The sequence below is a fragment of the Halomonas sp. KM072 genome (genome assembly GCF_050710315.1).
GTDB lineage: Bacteria > Pseudomonadota > Gammaproteobacteria > Pseudomonadales > Halomonadaceae > Vreelandella > Vreelandella hamiltonii.
On the sequence record NZ_CP136132.1, the window covers coordinates 364,671 to 383,145 of the forward strand.

Annotated in this window: 11 protein-coding genes and 1 tRNA gene; 11 read left to right on the forward strand and 1 reads right to left on the reverse strand. The window is 54.9% G+C overall.

Features of this window, described 5'->3' with window-relative positions; genetic code table 11:
- The first annotated feature begins 55 nt into the window (after window positions 1-55).
- The 3 genes from RVM26_RS01765 (at window position 56) to RVM26_RS01775 (ending at window position 3,827) form a co-directional block, all read left to right on the forward strand.
- Entirely contained in the window at window positions 56-1,147 is a 1,092-nt protein-coding gene (locus RVM26_RS01765; protein WP_287808751.1) for a FecCD family ABC transporter permease, read from the forward strand.
- Window positions 1,144-1,944: an ABC transporter ATP-binding protein gene (locus RVM26_RS01770; RefSeq protein WP_498940450.1), complete on the forward strand. Its 801-nt coding sequence runs from the start codon at window positions 1,144-1,146 to the stop codon at window positions 1,942-1,944. Before RVM26_RS01765 ends, RVM26_RS01770 begins: the two co-directional genes overlap by 4 nt.
- Before the next feature lie 107 nt (window positions 1,945-2,051).
- The gene (locus tag RVM26_RS01775; RefSeq protein ID WP_498941694.1) at window positions 2,052-3,827 is read left to right on the forward strand and encodes an ABC transporter ATP-binding protein; all 1,776 of its coding nucleotides are present in this window, start codon (window positions 2,052-2,054) and stop codon (window positions 3,825-3,827) included.
- Between the two features lie 50 nt (window positions 3,828-3,877).
- Here RVM26_RS01775 and RVM26_RS01780 read toward each other — a convergent pair whose 3' ends face one another.
- Window positions 3,878-4,453, reverse strand: coding sequence for a hypothetical protein (locus RVM26_RS01780; RefSeq protein WP_039175667.1), 576 nt, complete (start codon window positions 4,451-4,453; stop codon window positions 3,878-3,880).
- A gap of 184 nt (window positions 4,454-4,637) precedes the next feature.
- Between RVM26_RS01780 and RVM26_RS01785 the strand changes: the two genes are divergently transcribed.
- The 8 genes from RVM26_RS01785 (at window position 4,638) to RVM26_RS01820 (ending at window position 18,471) form a co-directional block, all read left to right on the forward strand.
- Window positions 4,638-4,714: transfer RNA gene (locus tag RVM26_RS01785), tRNA-Ile, on the forward strand.
- 198 nt (window positions 4,715-4,912) lie between these two features.
- Window positions 4,913-8,179: a helicase-related protein gene (locus tag RVM26_RS01790; protein WP_498940451.1), complete on the forward strand. Its 3,267-nt coding sequence runs from the start codon at window positions 4,913-4,915 to the stop codon at window positions 8,177-8,179.
- Complete coding sequence (locus RVM26_RS01795; protein ID WP_172416413.1) at window positions 8,176-8,841, forward strand: DUF4391 domain-containing protein; 666 nt, start codon at window positions 8,176-8,178, stop codon at window positions 8,839-8,841. The genes RVM26_RS01790 and RVM26_RS01795 overlap by 4 nt, the downstream gene beginning before the upstream one ends.
- Before the next feature lie 46 nt (window positions 8,842-8,887).
- Window positions 8,888-9,883, forward strand: a complete 996-nt coding sequence (locus RVM26_RS01800) for an AAA family ATPase (RefSeq protein WP_172416412.1) — start codon at window positions 8,888-8,890, stop codon at window positions 9,881-9,883.
- 6 nt (window positions 9,884-9,889) lie between these two features.
- Window positions 9,890-12,241 carry a S8 family peptidase gene (locus tag RVM26_RS01805; protein WP_498940452.1) on the forward strand — a complete coding sequence of 784 codons (2,352 nt, stop codon included), beginning with the start codon at window positions 9,890-9,892 and terminating at the stop codon, window positions 12,239-12,241.
- Window positions 12,242-12,283: 42 nt separating this feature from the next.
- Window positions 12,284-14,221 carry a site-specific DNA-methyltransferase gene (locus RVM26_RS01810; protein WP_498940454.1) on the forward strand — a complete coding sequence of 646 codons (1,938 nt, stop codon included), beginning with the start codon at window positions 12,284-12,286 and terminating at the stop codon, window positions 14,219-14,221.
- Window positions 14,218-15,270, forward strand: a complete 1,053-nt coding sequence (locus RVM26_RS01815; RefSeq protein WP_498940456.1) for a virulence RhuM family protein — start codon at window positions 14,218-14,220, stop codon at window positions 15,268-15,270. The genes RVM26_RS01810 and RVM26_RS01815 overlap by 4 nt, the downstream gene beginning before the upstream one ends.
- Before the next feature lie 72 nt (window positions 15,271-15,342).
- Window positions 15,343-18,471, forward strand: coding sequence for a type III restriction-modification system endonuclease (locus RVM26_RS01820; RefSeq protein ID WP_498940458.1), 3,129 nt, complete (start codon window positions 15,343-15,345; stop codon window positions 18,469-18,471).
- Window positions 18,472-18,475 lie beyond the last annotated feature (4 nt).

Genomic DNA, 18,475 nt, shown 5'->3' on the forward strand with positions numbered 1-18,475 from the left:
TTGGTTATCTGATGCTATGAAAATGACGGCAAAACAGTCGATGAGCGGTGTGGCAATGCCCCGCACATCCACCGCTTATCAAGAAGAGGTGAGTGCCCAGGCGGTGGCTGCCCCGCAGGGCTACTGGCGCGCCGCGCTGCCTCGTTATGGGGTGAGCGTGCTGTTGGAAAAACGCGCCGTGGCAGTAAATATAGGGCTTAGCGCCGCGCTGCTGGCCGCCTGCGTGCTCTATTTAAGCCTGGGCAGCGTGACGCTTTCCCCCAATGTGGTGGTGGCTTCCTTAATAGGGCAGGGCGATAGCATGACCGCGTTTATGGTGCAGCAGCTGCGCTTGCCGCGCCTGATCGCCGCCTGCTTCACCGGGGCTGCGTTTGCGCTGGCCGGGGTATTAATGCAAACCCTGGCCCGTAACCGCTTGGCGACCCCCGGCATCATCGGTATCGATAACGGTGCCACCGCCTTTGCGGTGGCCTCGATTGTTGGCTTGGGGGTAGGCATCGCCCCGCCCGCCATGGCGCTGGCGGGGGCGACCACCGCCGCCGTACTCACCTTTGGCTTGGCCGCAGGCAGCGGCACCCAGGGCTACCGCTTTATCGTCGCGGGCATTGGCGTGGGTGCGGTGTTCGGTGCGGTCACGCAGCTGATGCTGGCGCGGGTAGCGATTGATACCGCCAACGCCGCCTACCCCTGGACCGTCGGTTCCCTCAATGCCCGCCCGGCAAGCGCGGTACAGCTGCTGGGCATTGGCCTGGCGCTTGGGCTGGTGGCCGCGCTGGCGCTGGCCCGCTCGCTCACGCTGCTGCGCTTTAAGGATGCCATCGCCAGTGGCTTAGGCACCGCGGTGAAAGCGCGGCGGCTGCAGGTGCTGTTACTGTCAGTGGTGCTCACTGCGCTAGCGGTTGCCGTGGCGGGGCCGGTGGGCTTGGTGGCGCTGATTGGCCCTGAAATCGCCCGTTCGCTCTCCAGCGCCCGCCATGTGCCCATTTTAGCCGCTACGCTGGCGGGGGCGCTGGTGATGGTGCTGGCCGATTTAGCGGGCCGCACGCTGTTTGCCCCCATCGAGATCCCCGTGGGGATTGTTACCGCCGTAGTGGGTGGCCCCTGGCTACTCTGGATACTAATGCGCCCGCAACGGAGCCGCCCATGACTTCATTACCCACGCTTTCCACCGATGCGCTCAGCATGAGCTACGGCCAGCGCCAAGTGATTCACGAACTCGGCGTTAGCTTGCCCAGCGGGCAAGTAACCGCCATTGTTGGCCCCAACGGCTGTGGTAAATCCACGCTGCTTTCTGGGCTTGCCCGTCTACACAAACCCGATAGCGGTGCCGTGCTGCTCAACGGCCACGACATCGCGCGGATGCCCGCCCGCCAACTTGCCACCAAGCTGGCGCTACTGCCCCAAGAGGCGGTCGCTCCGGAAGGGCTGACCGTCACCGAACTGATTCGCTTTGGCCGTCAGCCCCACCAAGGCTGGCTGCGCCAATGGTCGGCGGAAGATCAACAGGTGGTGCACCATGCGCTTGCCGCTGCCGGGTTGGAAGCGCTAGCCGACCGGCCGTTGGAAGCGCTTTCCGGCGGCCAACGCCAGCGCGCCTGGATCGCCATGACCATCGCTCAGCAAACGCCGCTTTTACTACTCGACGAGCCCACCTCCGCGTTAGACTTAGGCCACCAAATAGAGGTGTTCGAGCTGGTGCGCGACTTGGCCTGCCACGGCCGCACGGTGGTGATGGTGCTGCACGACCTGGCCAGCGCCTGCCGCTACGCCGACCACCTGATTGCCATGCGCGACGGGCAGATTGTTGCCCAGGGTGCGCCCGCTGAGGTGGTGACGCCTGCGCTGGTGTGGGAGCTGTATCAGGTAGAGTGCACGCTGCTGCTCGACCCCGATACCGGCAGCCCTTTGCTTGCCAACGTGCGGCGGGCGAGCCAACCCGCGTAACGTGTCGACGGATAACCACCCTAGATAACAACGTAAAAGGAATTGATGTGGCTTCTTCCCCGACCCCCGCTGACAAAGCGTCCGTCAATCAAAGCTTTCACGCCTTAATGCGCCTGCTGCGCTATGCCAAAGGCTATCGGCGGCAGATTATCACCGCCACGATCTGCTCCATCATCAACAAGCTGTTCGATATTGCCCCGGAAATTCTCATCGGTGTCGCCATCGATGTGGTGGTGAACCAGGAGAACAGCTTCGTGGCCCGTCTGGGGTTCGAAACCCCGCACGAGCAGATCGCCATCCTCGCGGTGCTGACCTTCTTTATCTGGGCGGGGGAGTCGCTATTCGAGTACCTGTACCAGGTGCTGTGGCGCAACCTGGCCCAGCGGCTGCAAGCGGATATGCGCCAAGATACCTATGAGCACGCCCAGCGGCTTGATATGGCGTTTTTCGAATCGAAAAGCTCCGGCCAGCTGGTGGCCACCATGAACGATGACGTCAACCAGCTAGAGCGCTTTCTGGATGGCGGTGCCAACGCGCTGATTCAAGTGGTGGTCACGGTGGTAGCCGTGGGCGCGGTGTTCTTCGTGCTTTCTCCGCTCATCGCGCTGCTGGCATTCACGCCGATTCCGCTGATCATTTGGGGCGCGTTCTTCTTCCAACGCAAAGCCGGGCCGCTGTACAGCGATGTGCGCGAAAAAGTGGGCGACCTTGCCAGCCGTCTCTCCAACAACCTCAGCGGCATCGCGACGATTAAAAGCTTCACCAGCGAAGCGCGGGAAGCCGAGCGACTGCGGGATGCTAGCGAAGCCTATGTAGAAGCCAACCGCCGCGCGATTAAAGTCAGTTCTGCGTTTATTCCGGTTATCCGCATGGCGATTTTGGCGGGCTTTCTCGCCACCTTTACTGTTGGTGGCATGATGGCGCTGAACGGCAGCCTCAACGTGGGCGCTTACGGCGTGCTGGTGTTTCTGACCCAGCGCCTGCTGTGGCCGCTCACCGGCCTTGCCCAGGTGATTGACCTGTTCGAGCGCGCCATGGCCAGCACCAAACGGATTCTGGATTTGCTCGAAGTACCGATTACCGTAAAGGACGACAGCACCACGCCGTTGGCCGCCCCGGTAAAAGGCGAGGTGCGTTTCGAGGCGGTGAGTTTCCAATATGAGGCTAGCCAAGTAGGCGTGAACGGCGTTGATCTACACGTGCCCGCTGGCAATACGCTGGCGCTAGTGGGGGCCACCGGCTCCGGTAAATCAACGCTGATCAAACTGCTGCTGCGTTTTTACGACCCCGCCAGTGGCCGTGTGTTGGTAGATGGCCAGCCGATCACCGACGTCAGTATGCACTCACTTCGCCAAGCGATTGGCCTGGTCAGCCAGGACGTGTACCTGTTCGAAGGCAGCATTCGCGACAACATCGCCTACGGCATGCCCGATGCCGACGAAGCCGCCATCATCGAGGCCGCCAAAACCGCAGAAGCCTGGAGCTTTATCGAGACGCTGCCCCAAGGGCTGGACACCCCGGTGGGGGAGCGGGGCGTGCGCCTTTCCGGCGGCCAACGCCAGCGCCTTTCCCTGGCCCGGGCGCTGCTCAAGGACCCGCCCATTCTGGTGCTGGACGAAGCCACCAGCGCCGTGGACAACGAAACCGAAGCGGCAATCCAGCGCTCGCTGAAGCGCATTGCCCACGGGCGTACGGTCATCATGATTGCCCACCGGCTGTCCACCATCGTGCATGCCGATGAAATCGTCGTGATCGAAAAAGGCCAAGTGGCCGAGCGCGGCACCCATGCCAGCCTGCTAGACGCTGACGGCCACTACGCTGCCCAGTGGCGGGTACAAACCGGTGCCGCCCAGGCGGGCGATGTGGAAGTGCTGGGCCGTTAGGCCGTCACTTGCCACTTACGCAAGCGCCGCCCTATGGGCGGCGCTTGCGTTTAGCGGTTCACCAACAGCGCGTTCAGGGTCACCGGCACATGCTCATCGATCTGCTGATAGCCCAGCAGGGAAAGCACCGTGCGCAGCGTACTGTTGGCCATCAGGGCATTGCCATCCAGCGCCATCGGTTCGGCATGGGTGACCCTTACTTCGTTCAGCCCGACGCGGGTAAAGCGCAGCGGCACCGCTTCCTCCTGGGTCAGCCGGTCGGTCTGGACTCGAAAGGTCAGGGTTTCCACCAGTTCCTCGCCCATGTCCAGGCGGTCCAGGCGCTCGGGTGGCATTTGTGCCACCAGCGTGACCAGCGGCGTATTGGCCAGCAGGCCCACCCACGGCGGCAGGTCACCCAGGCGTTGCAGCAGGTCGGTCTGGCTCAGCCGGAGCGGCAGGCGCAGCGTGCCATCGGGGGAGATATCGCCCTGCAAATTGCTCACGTGATGATGATGAGTTTGCGGCGCGCTACCGTCCAACTGGGTAATGGACGCCCGCACCTGCGATTGGGCAGGGTCCAACTGCCAGTCGGCCTGAACGGGCAGCGCCAGCAGCAGCGGAAAAAGAGCAATCAAGGCTTTCACAGCGTGTCTCCATAGAAGCAGTCATCAGCAGACCCCGGCCGCGCCGATTAGTGCCCGAAGGCCCGCAGGCAACCGCATCATGTCAGGTATCGCAGCCTGCCCGAAAAAGTGCCGCCCCACCACAAGATAGCGCCCCAAGGGGTAGCCGTGCCCCCACACATTCGCTATGATATGCACGCTTTTCGGGCCTATAGCTCAGTTGGTTAGAGCAGGGGACTCATAATCCCTTGGTCGTAGGTTCAAGTCCTACTGGGCCCACCATTTCTAAAGGTTCTGCTTTTCCTCGATAGCGATTTATTGATTTCTGGCTCCTTTTGCCATGTTTTAGCTCCCTTCTATTTATATCTTCACTCATTTTTATTACTGTCTAACGGCAATGAATATTTAGTGCGTTAGTGATGGGCGTGACGAATAGTCGCCAATGTCTCGAAATCGACCCATACGGTGAAGACAGTGGAAATGCTCGATAACATCAACCGTCTTTTGGGCGATGACCTGAAAACAAGCGTTACGCGTGGCGCCCGTTTGAAAATTGCCGCTTCCTGTTTCTCCATCTATGCCTTCGAAGCGCTGAAGAAAGAGCTGACGGGAGTGGAAAGTCTGCAGTTCATCTTCACCGCGCCCACCTTTGTACCCAACGACGTCACGGATCGGCAGAAGAAGGAACGTCGGGAATTCTTTATTCCCAAGTCTCAGCGTGAAAATGGCCTATATGGCACCGAATTTGAAATTCAGTTGCGTAACAAGCTCACCCAGCGGGCAGTCGCTCGAGAGTGTGCCCAATGGATTCGTCAAAAAGCCACTTTCCGATCCAATAAAACCAAATCTCCGATGCAACCCTTTATACACGTCGCAGGAGAAGGCAAAGCGACGGCCTACATGCCTGTCAACGGTTTTACGGCTGTCGATCTGGGGTATCAGCAGGGCGATGCCGTGTCCAATTTCGTCAATTGCATGGACGAGCCTGCCCACACACAGATGTATCTGCACCTCTTCGAGCAGATATGGAATGACAAAAGCAAGGTAGAAGATGTTACCTCGGCGATTTGCGACCATATCGAGTCGGTCTACCAGGAGAACTCTCCCGAGCGCATCTATTTCATCATGCTCTACAACATCTTCCGGGATTTCTTGGAAGATGTTGACGAAGACGTGCTGCCGAATGAGCTGACCGGCTATCGCGATACCCTGGTGTGGAACAAGTTGTTCAACTACCAGAAGGACGCAGCCACCGGCATCATCAACAAGCTGGAAACCTATAACGGCTGCATTCTGGCCGATAGCGTAGGCCTCGGCAAAACCTTCACTGCCCTGGCCGTGGTCAAGTATTACGAGCTGCGCAACAAGTCAGTCCTGGTGCTGTGCCCGAAGAAACTGGCGGACAACTGGCGCAACTACAACAGCAACCTGACCACCAATATTTTCGCCAAAGACCGCTTCAACTATGACGTGCTCTGCCACACGGATCTGTCCCGCACTTCGGGTGAGTCCTTTGGCATGCCCTTGAACCGGGTCAATTGGGGCAACTATGACCTGGTGGTAATCGACGAGTCCCACAACTTTCGCAACAACGATGTCTACAAGGACCGTGAAACCCGTTACCAGAAGCTGATGAACAAGGTTATCCGAGCCGGGGTGAAAACCAGGGTGCTGATGCTGTCTGCCACGCCGGTCAATAACCGCTTTATCGATCTACGCAACCAGTTGGCGCTGGCCTATGAGGGGGAGTCCGATGCCCTGGGCAAGCATCTGAACACCAATACCAGCGTGGAAGAGATTTTCCGCCGGGCACAGAAGGCCTTCAACGCCTGGTCGGACTTGCCCCCGGAGCAGCGCACCGCAGCGTCCATCCTCAAAGCACTGGACTTCGACTTCTTCGAGCTGCTGGACTCGGTCACCATTGCCCGCTCGCGCAAGCATATCCAGACCTTTTACGACACCACAGACATTGGTTACTTCCCCGAGCGCCGCAAGCCACTGTCGTTCCACTGCCCGATTACTGCACGTCAGGATGTGGCTGACCTCAACGAGATTTTCAGCCACCTATCGGTGCTAAAGCTCTCGGTTTATGCCCCCGTCAGTTACATCCTGCCCAGCCGGTTGCGCAAGTACGAAGAGCTGTACGATACCCAGGTAGAAGGTGGCAAAGGCAAGCTGCGCCAGGCCGACCGTGAACGCAGCCTGCAGGCCCTGATGACCACCAACCTGCTCAAACGCCTGGAAAGCTCAGTAGCCGCTTTCCGCCTGACACTGGCGTCGCTCAGCGGCAACATTACTCGCACGCTGGAAGCCATCGACGCCTTCGAGTCCAGCGGCAAAGCCGATCAGGTAGGTGATTATCTGGATGATCTCGGTGTCTTTGATAGAGATGATGAAGAGTTCTCGGGCCTGGACGAGTTTACCGTAGGCAAAAAAGTCCAGATCAGTCTGGCGGATATGGACCTGCCTTCCTGGCGTCACGACCTGGCAGCAGACCTGGCCTTGATCGACAACCTGTTGGAGTCCATGCGCAAGGTAGCCCCAGCGGATGACACCAAGCTGCAACACCTGCTCACACTGATCAACGACAAGATCGACCGGCCGCTGAACCCCGGCAATCGCAAGGTGCTGATCTTCACAGCCTTTGCCGATACCGCCAATTACTTGTATGACAACCTTGCGCCGATGGCCTTGAAGCGCGGATTGCATGTTGGCAAGGTGACAGGATCTGATGCCCCCAAGTCGACCCTGCGAAAAGGCTACGACTTTCAGAGTCTGTTGACCCTGTTCTCGCCACGCTCCAAGGAAAAGGCCATAGCGTTACCGGATGAGCCCGGCGAGCTGGATATTCTGATTGGCACCGACTGCATTTCTGAAGGCCAGAACCTGCAGGACTGCGATTACCTGATCAACTACGATATTCACTGGAACCCGGTGCGCATCATTCAGCGCTTCGGACGTATCGACCGTATCGGGTCGCCCAATCAGCAAATCCAGCTGGTCAACTACTGGCCGGATATCAGCCTGGATGAATACATCAACCTCAAGGAGCGGGTAGAAAACCGCATGGTAATCGCCGATGTCACTGCCACCGGTGATGACAACGTGCTCACCGCCAAATCCAGTGACATTGCCTACCGCAAGGAGCAGCTCAAACGCCTGCAGGATGAAGTCATTGAGCTGGAAGACGTCAAGGCCGGCATCTCGATTACCGACCTGGGTCTGAACGACTTCCGTATGGATCTGCTGAACTATGTGAAAGCCAACGGCGAGCTGGATAACGTCCCCTTTGGCATGCACGCCATCGTTCCAGCGCAACCAGACGTCGGCCTACTGCCTGGCGTTATTTTCGCCCTGAAAAACATCCACGACAGCGTCAACGTCAACCAGCAGAACCGTCTGCACCCCTATTACCTGGTGTATATCGGGAACGACGGTGAAGTGATTGCCGACCATACCGAGGTCAAACGTCTACTCGACCTGATCCGCAGTAGTTGCAAAGGCAAGGATGAACCCATCCGCGCCCTGTGCCAGCTGTTCAATGAGCGGACCCAGGACGGGCGCAATATGCAGCCCTACTCCGACCTGCTCAGCCAGGCCATTCGCAGCATGATCGAGGTGAAGGAAGAAAAGGACATCGACAGCCTGTTTGGCGGCGGCCGCACCACGGCACTGACCACCACCATCCAGGGACTGGATGATTTTGAACTGATTGCGTTTCTGGTCATCGAGGGCAGCACCGCATGACCCTCTTTGCCTGGCCGAAACAGGCGGCCTTCGGCCGCGTGGTGCCCAAGAGCAAGATCTACGAGCACGCCACCGTCAGTACCGCTCTTAAGGAACGCTTTGTCCAGCAGGTGGAGCAGATCAACTGGGCCTACAAACTGGCCCCGGAAACGGTCAATCTGCCAGCCACGCCTGCGGTGGCAGAAATCCAGGTGTTTCGTCTCAACCTCAAGGGGGCTAGTCTGGACCAGGACGTACTCAAGGCCATCGACCGTGCCATTCCATTTCCGCTGATCTTTGAGCTGGTACAGGGTGGCCGCATCAAGCTAGCAGCAGCTTACAAGCGGCCCGCGCAGAAACCCAAAAGTGATGCGGACATTTCGATAGTGGGTAATTACCTTGAGACAAACTGGTGTCCGCGCGACACTCCACGTCAGTCCTTGCCGGTGGCACTGGATATGAACGGGCTTTACGAACAACTGTTGCTTCACATGATGCCCATACCTGCACGGTCAGAGGAGTCTTTAGCTGACGCGGTGGGGCGCGTAGAGCAGCTTCGGGCTAGGCAACGGGAAATAGACAAGGTCGCAGCTCGGTTGAAGCGTGAGAAGCAGTTTAATCGCAAGGTTGAAATGAATGCAGAATTGCGGCGAATGAAAGCTGAGCTTGAAAGGCTAAAATAAACGAGTTTGTTGACTATTTTCGAAATTACCCTGTAGGGGAGCAACTATGGCCACCGGCAAACTTCTCCGGCAGCTTGTAAAATCAGGCACAGAGGGCAATCTCGAAGCCTTCAAACGGGCTTCTGAACAACTGATCCAAGAAGAGCGTGCAAGAAAGCATCATCTTCTGGCCAACGACCTTGAAAGAATTCTTTATGGTCGTCGCAATGCCACCGGAGCGGCTAATACGTTCTTAAGTGATCGCGTCCCAAAAGATAAAGAACGCAATATCCCGCTTTTGCAGATCAGTGAACCCGTCCGACGCATCGAAGATGTCGTGTTGTCGGATGAAAACGCTTCTTTGCTAAACGAGCTATTGCAAGAGCATCATCGAGCTGAAGCCCTGCATAGCTATGGCTTGCACCCAGCTGACCGATTACTGTTCTGCGGCCCGCCTGGCTGTGGAAAGACGCTGACAGCAGAGGTTCTGGCCAGCGAACTGGGACTACCTCTAGCAATCGTGCGCATTGATAGCGTGGTGTCTTCGCTGTTGGGTGAAACCGCCTCAAATTTGCGTCAGGTTTTTGACTTCATTGCCATTACACCGATGGTTGTTTTGTTCGATGAGTTCGATGCGTTGGCTAAAGAGCGCGCAGATACTGCTGAGCATGGTGAGCTGAAGCGTGTCGTTAATGCCTTCCTACAGATGCTAGATGCCTACGAGGGAAAGAGCATTCTGGTCGCGGCGACTAACCATGAGCGCATCCTTGATACGGCAATCTGGCGCCGCTTTGACGAAGTGCTGGTCTTCGAGTCTCCAAATCTGGAGCAGTTACGTCGATTATTGTCCATCAAGCTCCGCGGGTTGCGTCGTGAGTTCGATATTGACGATGCACGCATAACGAGTCTTTTCAAGGGCATGAGCCATGCTGATGTGGAACGTGTGTTACGTCGGGCAGCAAAAGACATGGTGCTAACAGGTAAAGAATTTCTCAGCGAAAGGCACCTTCAATCGGCTATTAGTCGCGAAGATGCTCGCAGAGCTCGCATGCAAGGAAACTAAGTCGTCATGGAAGAAACCTTTCCGCATCTGAACATTCAACGAGAAGCACCAGTTAACGAAAAGCGTCCTGGGGGGAACCCGCGCACCGCTCCACCGGACGATGTACCTTCTCATGGAAGAGGGCTACTCGGAAAGCTAGCTAATGCAACGAGAGAAGCTAGCGAAGATATCGGTGGTTTTGATGAACGTAAACTCTTTCGGTTCACAGTTCAGAAAGGGTTTAACCCTGACGACCTAAGAAAAATTTCCACGGAAATAGAAGTTGTCAGCCAGGAAGACGAAACCGTCATCATAGGCTTCGCTACCAATGCGGCGATGGCACAGTTTGAAGCTCGTCTTGCCAGCATGGCATCCGGGGGATATGTCACCAATAAAGAAGTCATTTACGCATTACAAAGTGTGGATGGTTGGAGCCCGGAAGATCGTAAAAGTTGGGCACTGAAGCAGCACGGTTTTCCTGATGATGAAGATTTTCTTTTGGACGTCGAAATCTGGCCTCTAGAAGATAGGCCTGATGCCAGACAACAAGCCTGGGATAAGTTTGATAGCTGGTTATCAGAACAAAGGATTGAGAAGCTTGACCAGGTCAAAAAACCTGAGCTGACTCTTTACCGTTTACGCTGTACAGCCGCTCAGGCTGAATCATTGCTCCACCATCGCGATATTCGATCAATCGACCTACTGCCAAGCTTTGCGCTGGAGCGCTCGATAGTGTTCCAAGATCTTCAGCAATTCCCAGAAGTGCAGGCACCGCCAGCCCAAGCGCCGGGTGTTGTAGTGCTAGATAGCGGCATTGCCGATGGTCACCCTTTATTGAAAGCAGCCGTAGCCAACACAGCAAGCTTTCTACCGGGCGAAGGCCCGCACGACGAGAATGGGCACGGCACCCACGTTGCGGGCTTGGCGCTCTATGGTGATTTTGAAAAGCATCTTCGTGCGGGAGCCTTTACACCGACCTTACGCCTGTACAGTGGTCGGATTCTCGACAGAAGCAATGAGAACACCACAGGCTTTGTAGAAAACCACATAGAAGAAGCCGTTCGACACTTCGTTACCGAGCATGGTTGCAAGGTGTTCAACTTGTCATTTGGTGATTCCAACAAGCCTTACTTTGGAGGGCACCTGAAAGGACTTTCGGTCACGTTGGACACCCTTTCTCGTGAGCTTGGGGTGCTGTTTGTCGTATCATCGGGAAATCATCGGATTGGTGAAGGTTCGCCAGATGGCCTGGAATGGCGCGACCAATACCCAGAATATCTGCTAAATGAAAGTTGGCGGGTTATTGAACCAGCCCCTGCATTGAACGCGCTTACCGTAGGTAGCTTGGTTAGACATACTCAAACTTATAACAGTCAACGTTATCCACTCGACCCGGCGGAAATACCAATTGCGCAAGCGGGCCAGCCATCCCCTTTTACTCGCAATGGCCACTCAGTAGATGGTGCTATCAAACCAGAATTGGTAGCACACGGCGGAAACTGGGCGATACACGCGCGAGCTAACTACGCATTGCTGGACGGATTAACTGGCCTGGGGGTTGTATCCACCGGTCTGCAATTTGTGCATGGTCGACCTTTCCATGTGGATACCGGGACCAGCATGGCAGCACCCCAGGTTGCACATCTGGCAGCGTCCATATTCCACGAATACCCTGATGCCACAGCCAATTTCATCCGCGCGCAACTCTGCCTGAACGCAGCTATACCACAGGCCAGTCAGCACCTCTTTGAAAAGAACAAAGCGCTTAGCCGGGTTTGTGGCTATGGTGAGGTGGATGAAACTGCGCTGAAGCGGTCCAGTGAAAATGCTGTCACCCTCATTACGGAGAGCAGGATCGAAAACAAGCGGCACCATTTTTATGAAATCCCGGTGCCGCCTGACTTCACCAGCGGCGGAAAGAAGCGTCTTCGGGAAATTGCGGTCGCATTGGCCTACGCGCCGCCTGTTCGCTCAACACGAATAAAGTATCGCGCCACACGCATTGATTTTAAATTGGTTGCAGCGCGAGACCTTGAGCATGTCACTACTATGTTTAATAAGGCAACGAAGAAGGATGACTATCAAAGCATCAAGGAACTAGCCGGGGCGACTATTGGGCAGACTGCCCGAAGCAAGGGAACAGTCCAAGCTGATTCCTGGAAATTTTTTCAATTCAATTCCAACTCCGCATTACGCAATAAAAAACTGTTTGTTGTAGTCACTCGTAATGATTTTCCATGGGGCGAAAGTCTATGTGATAGCGAAGAAAGTTACTCACTTCTGGTAAGTCTCCGCGATAAGCAGAATTTATCCGCGCAACTTTATACACAAATCAAGGCTCGCTTGGATGCCAGGGTACCGGTACGTATTCGCGTATAGCCATATCAGAACCTGAGAAAAGAATTCAAGAGGTATATTTCCGTGGACAAACTCAAAATGCACAGTCCTGATCTGAGTCAGGACAATATTGCCAAAATTCGTGAGCTGTTCCCCGGCTGCGTGACCGAGGCACGGGATGAGGCAACAGGGAAATTGCGCCTCGCTGTTGATTTTGATCAGCTGCGCCAGGAGCTAAGTGATTCGATTGTGGATGGGACGCAGGAACGGTATCGGTTGGACTGGCCAGGGAAACGAGAGGCGTTGGCGCTAGCAAATGCGCCTATTGCGAAATCGCTTCGGCCGACGTTAGATGAAAGCTCTCAGTTTGAACAAACAGAAAACATATTCATTGAAGGTGACAATCTAGAGGCTTTGAAGCTGCTTCAAGAGACCTACCTCGGAAAAATTAAGATGATTTACATTGACCCACCTTACAATACGGGCAATGACTTCATATATGACGACGATTTTTCTGAGGATACAGAAGCATTTTTGCAAAGATCTAACCAGATGGACGAATCTCGAAATCGCTTGGTGGCAAATACAAATGCCAACGGAAGGTTTCATTCGGATTGGATCTCTATGATTTACTCAAGAATAAAGCTAGCAAAAAACTTGCTGGCAAATGACGGGGTTATTTTCATCAGCATTGATGATGTAGAGGTCGACAACCTTTGCAAGGTCTGTGACGAGATTTTTGGTGCAGAAAATAGAATTGGGTTAATAACCGCTGTGAGCAATTTGAAAGGGCGTAGTGATGATAAATACTATGCCACGGCCCACAATTATTTGCTCGCTTATCAAAAGAAGAATTTTATATCGCTAGGTGTCCCTCTTCCAGATGAATACTTAAAGGAGTATCAAGAGACTACTCCAGATGGAAGAAGGTACAGATTGCAAGGACTGAGGAAGCGGGGTGATAGTGCTAAAAGGATAGACAGGCCTAAAATGCACTATCCTTTCTATGTGAACCCCTTGGATAACTCTGTTTCGCTTCAGAAGTCTGAACAACACAGCATAGAGGTGCTCCCTCTTCTCTCCGATGGAGAGGATGGTCGGTGGCGCTGGGGAAGAGAGACATCCGCGGAAAGAATATCTGAGCTATGTGCTCGCACCGTGGGTGCAAATAAAAGATACGATATTTTTCAGATTGATTATGCCGAAGGAGAAAATGGGGAAAAAAGAATAAAGCCTAAAACTGTATGGAGCGGCAATGGTTTTGCGAACGAAACTGGGTCGCTGGAGCTTAAAAGTCTTTTCGGAAAGAAATTTTTTGATACTCCAAAACCAATAGGATTGATTAAATATTGCCTTCAGCATGCCACCCATAACAACGATTTGGTTTTGGATTTTTTTGCGGGATCGTCTACCACAGCACATGCGGTCATGCAGCTAAACTCTGAGGATGGTGGAAGACGCAAGTTTATTATGGTGCAACTCCCAGAGCCGTGCGATGAGAAGTCCGATGCATTTAAAGCTGGCTATGGATCAATCGCCGATATTAGCAAAGAACGTATTCGCCGTGCCGGACAAAAGATCCTTGAAAGTGATTGTCACCCCGACTGGAACCGCGATGTGGGCTTCCGCGTGCTCAAGGTCGACACCTCTAACATGAAGGACATCTACTACCGCCCCGATCAGCTGTCCCAAGGCGATTTGTTGGAAGCCGTGGACAACGTCAAACCCGACCGAACGCCGGAAGATCTGCTGTTCCAGGTGCTGGTGGACTGGGGTGTGGATCTGACCCTGCCGATTCGCCGCGAATCCCTGCAAGGCAAAACAGTGTTCTTCGTCGATGACAATGCCCTGGTCGCCTGCTTCGATACTGATATTACCGAAGAGCTGGTCAAGGAGCTGGCCAAGCATGAACCACTGCGGGTGGTGTTCCGTGACAATGGCTTTGTCTCCGATGCGGTGAAGATCAACGTCGAGCAGATCTTCCGTCAGCTGTCGCCCAGCACCGAGGTCCGTGCGCTATGAACCAAGGTGCTGATCAGCCCGGTAGCACAGGGGATGTCCTGCTGTATGAGGCGGCCGAAGGCCGGCTGCGGCTTGAGGTGCGCTTGCAGGATGAAACCCTGTGGCTGACCCAGAACCAGCTAGCCGAGCTGTTTCAGACCACCCAGCAGAATATCAGCGGCCATATTCAGAACGTCTACGCTGAGGGCGAGCTGGAGCGGGAGGCAACTCACAAGAAATTCTTGTCAGTTCAGCTCGAGGGTAGCCGCGAGGTCAGCCGTCAGCGGGATTTCTACAATCTGGACATGATCATTGCCGTTGGCTACCGGGTCAAAAGTGCCATCGCTACCCGCTTCCGGATCTGGGCTACCGAGCGCCTCAAGGAATACATCATCAAAGGCTTTGTCATGGATGATGAGCGCCTCAAGGAGCCGCAGAACGACCGCTATTTTGAAGAGCTGCTGGCGCGTATCCGCGATATCCGCAGCTCTGAAAAGGTATTCTGGCGCAAGGTGTTGGATATCTACGCCACCAGCACGGACTACGACCCCAAGGCGGAGCAAACCCAGCTGTTCTTTAAACAGGTGCAGAACAAGATGCACTGGGCGGCTCATGGGCATACGGCCTCTGAACTGATTTTCCAGCGTGCTGATGCCAGTTCACCCAACATGGGTGTCACCAACTTTCCGGGCAAGAACCTGCTGAAGCGTGATATCGAGGTTGCCAAGAATTACCTGAATGAAGAAGAGCTCAATATCCTGAACCGCATCGTCAATGCCTACCTGGAATTGGCTGAGGTGCAAGCGCTCAACCGCCAGCCCATGACGATGGCCGACTGGCAGCAGCGACTGGATCAATTCCTGACCATGACAGGGCGTGAGCTGCTGACCCATGCAGGTAGCATCAGTAACCAGCAAGCGGTGAACAAGGCGCATCAGGAGTTCGAGAAATTCCGCGAGCAAAGGCTGCAGCAGCCTTCAGAGGTGGAAAAGCACTTCGTCGAGGCAGAAAAGAAGCTGAAGCAACTGAAGTCACCCACACGTAAGGGCGACAAGGGCGGGCAGCGTTGAGCGCCGCCCTCGGTTCTTTCTGCATGACGACGTGCAGAAAGCCTTGCAGAAAGAATGCAGAAAGAGAATGCCATGAAGCTGAAGTTTAAAACCCAGGCCTACCAGACCCACGCCGTGGAGTCCGTGGTCGACTGCTTTGCCGGTCAGCCCCTGCTCGATGGTCTGACCTACCGGATCGATCCGGGTCAGCACTCCCAAGCCAGCGCCTTCGACGAAGATGGCTTCAGAAACGCTGATCTGGTGCTCAGCGAAGCCCAGGTATTGGAAAACGTCCAGACGGTCCAACGCCGCCAGAACCTGCCGGTGGTAACCTCGCTGACCGAGTTCACCACCTTCGACAACAAGGGCAATCGAGTGCCCGTCAAGGCGGCTTACAAAAAGGATGCTCTGGCGGCTACGCGCATCCACCTCGACGTAGAGATGGAGACCGGCACCGGTAAGACCTACTGCTACATCAAGACGATATTCGAGATGAACAAGCGCTATGGCTGGAGCAAGTTCATCATCATGGTTCCATCCATTGCCATCCGTGAAGGGGTATACAAGTCACTACAGATCACCGCTGAACACTTCACCGAGAGTTATGGCAAGAAGGCGCGATTCTTCATCTACAACTCCAAGCGACTGCATGAGTTGGAGAGCTTCTCGTCGGATGCCGGCATCAATGTGATGGTGATGAACATCCAGGCGTTCAACGCCCGAGGCGCAGACAACCGACGTATCTACGATGAGCTGGATGACTTTCAATCTCGCAAGCCTATCGATGTGATTGCCGCCAACCGGCCTATCCTGATTCTGGATGAACCGCAGAAGATGGAAGGCAAAGCCACCATGGAAGCGTTGCCCCAGTTCAAGCCGCTGATGATCCTGCGTTATTCGGCCACTCATCGAACCCAGCATAACCGTATTCACCGCCTGGATGCGCTTGATGCCTACAACCAGAAGCTGGTCAAGAAGATCGCCGTGCGTGGTATTCAGACGCGGGGGCTGGCTGGAACAAATGCTTATCTGTATCTGGAAGGCATCGATATTTCCAGAAAGGCGCCCGTTGCTCGTATCGAGCTGGAGGTGAAACTCAAGTCGGGTGTGATCAAGCGTCAGCTACGCCGCCTGCAGTTTCGCGATGACCTGTTTGCCGAGTCCGGCGAGCTGGACCAATACCGTGACGGCTTCACTATTAGCCAGATCGATGCCACTAACGATACCGTAGAGTTCACCAACGGGCAGGTTTTGCAAGCCGGTGAAGCCAACGGCGATATGTCCGAGCGAGACATCCGGCGTATCCAGATCCGTGAAACCATCAAGGCCCACCTGGATCGGGAAAAGCAGTTGTTTGCCCAGGGCATCAAGGTACTGTCGCTGTTCTTTATCGACGAGGTGGCCAAGTACCGCGACTATGACCAGTCGGATGAGAAGGGCGAGTACGCCCGTATCTTCGAAGAAGAGTATCAGCTGCTCAAGAACGAATACTTATCCGAGTTGGCTATTGATAACGAGGCTTACAGGAAGTACCTGGAAGGTATTGACCCAGCAGCTACGCATAATGGTTACTTCTCTATTGATAAGAAGACAAGCCGTCTGAAAAACCCCAAGGTCGGTGCCCGCTCCGTCGACTCCGACGATGTGGATGCCTACGACCTGATTTTGAAGGACAAGGAGAGTCTTCTGGCCTTCCATGCTTGGTCAGATGACGCAGAAACTCGTGCTAAACGACAGGTCAGGTTTATCTTCTCTCACTCGGCGCTGCGCGAGGGCTGGGATAACCCCAACGTCTTTGTCATGTGCATGCTCAAGCACAGTGACAATACTATTTCTCGACGTCAGGAAGTGGGGCGTGGGTTACGTTTGTCGGTGGATCAGCACGGCGACCGCATGGATACCCCGGCCATCGTACATGACATCAACGTACTGACCGTGATTGCCAGTGAAAGCTATAAAGACTTCGTAGCAGGGCTTCAGCAGGAAATTGGTGATACGTTGAGTGCTCGGCCGCGTCAGGCAACTGAAGCCTACTTTACTGGTAAGCAGTTGCTCACCGAAGAAGGCCCGATAGATGTGACGGCCGCTATGGCCAAACAGATTTACCGCTACCTGGTAAAGAACGACTATACCGATAATGATGACCAAATCACGGATGATTATCACAATGCCAAAAAGCAGGGTACCTTGGCCGATCTACCGGATGACCTGAAGCCTTATGCCGATCAGGTGTTTGACTTGATCGACAGTGTGTTCAGCGATGCTCAACTGCCGAAGATCGAGGATGGCCGTAAACCCAAAACCAACCCCCTCAACGCTAACTTCGACAAGAAGGAGTTCCAGGCGTTATGGCAAAGGATCAATCGCAAAGCAGTGTACCGTGTCGAATTTGACTCGGACGAGCTGGTGCGCAAGTGCATCGCAGCCCTGGACAAGAGCTTGCGCGTCACCCCGCTTCAATACACCGTGCAAAAGGGCATCCAGCAGGATGGCTTGACTGATGAGCAACTGAAGAAAGGCGATGGCTTCAAGGTCGAGGAAACCGCCACGGAGTATGGTGATTCAATCCACTCGCGGGTCCGCTATGACCTGGTAGGCAAGGTGGCCGAAAACGCCCAGCTGACCCGCCAGACGGCAGCCAAAGTTCTGCAAGGTATACAACCCGCCGTGTTCCAACAGTTCCGGCAAAACCCAGAACATTTCATTGCCGAGGCCTCCCGGTTGATCACCGAACAGAAGGCCGCGATGGTGATCGAGCGCCTGGCCTACGATGAAGTGGACGAGCGCTACGATGTGGATATCTTCACCGCCAACCAAACCGGACAAGACTTCTCCCGAGCCACGCAAAAGCTCAAAAATCACGTCTACGACTACGCCATCACCGATTCTGAGATCGAGCGTCGCTTTGTCACCGAACTCGATACCAGCAGTGAGGTAGTAGTTTATGCCAAGTTGCCACGTGGCTTCCTGATTCCTACCCCGGTGGGCGACTACAACCCAGACTGGGCTATTTCATTCCGAGAAGGTAACGTCAAACACATCTACTTTGTCGCTGAAACCAAGGGCTCAATGTCGTCCATGAAACTACGCGAGATCGAAAAAACCAAGATTGAATGTGCTCGCAAGTTCTTCGCCGAGATCAGTCAGCAGGTCACCGGTGATAAAGTGAAGTACGACGTGGTAACAGACTACGCCAAGCTGATGGATGTGGTAGGTCCGTAAGCTG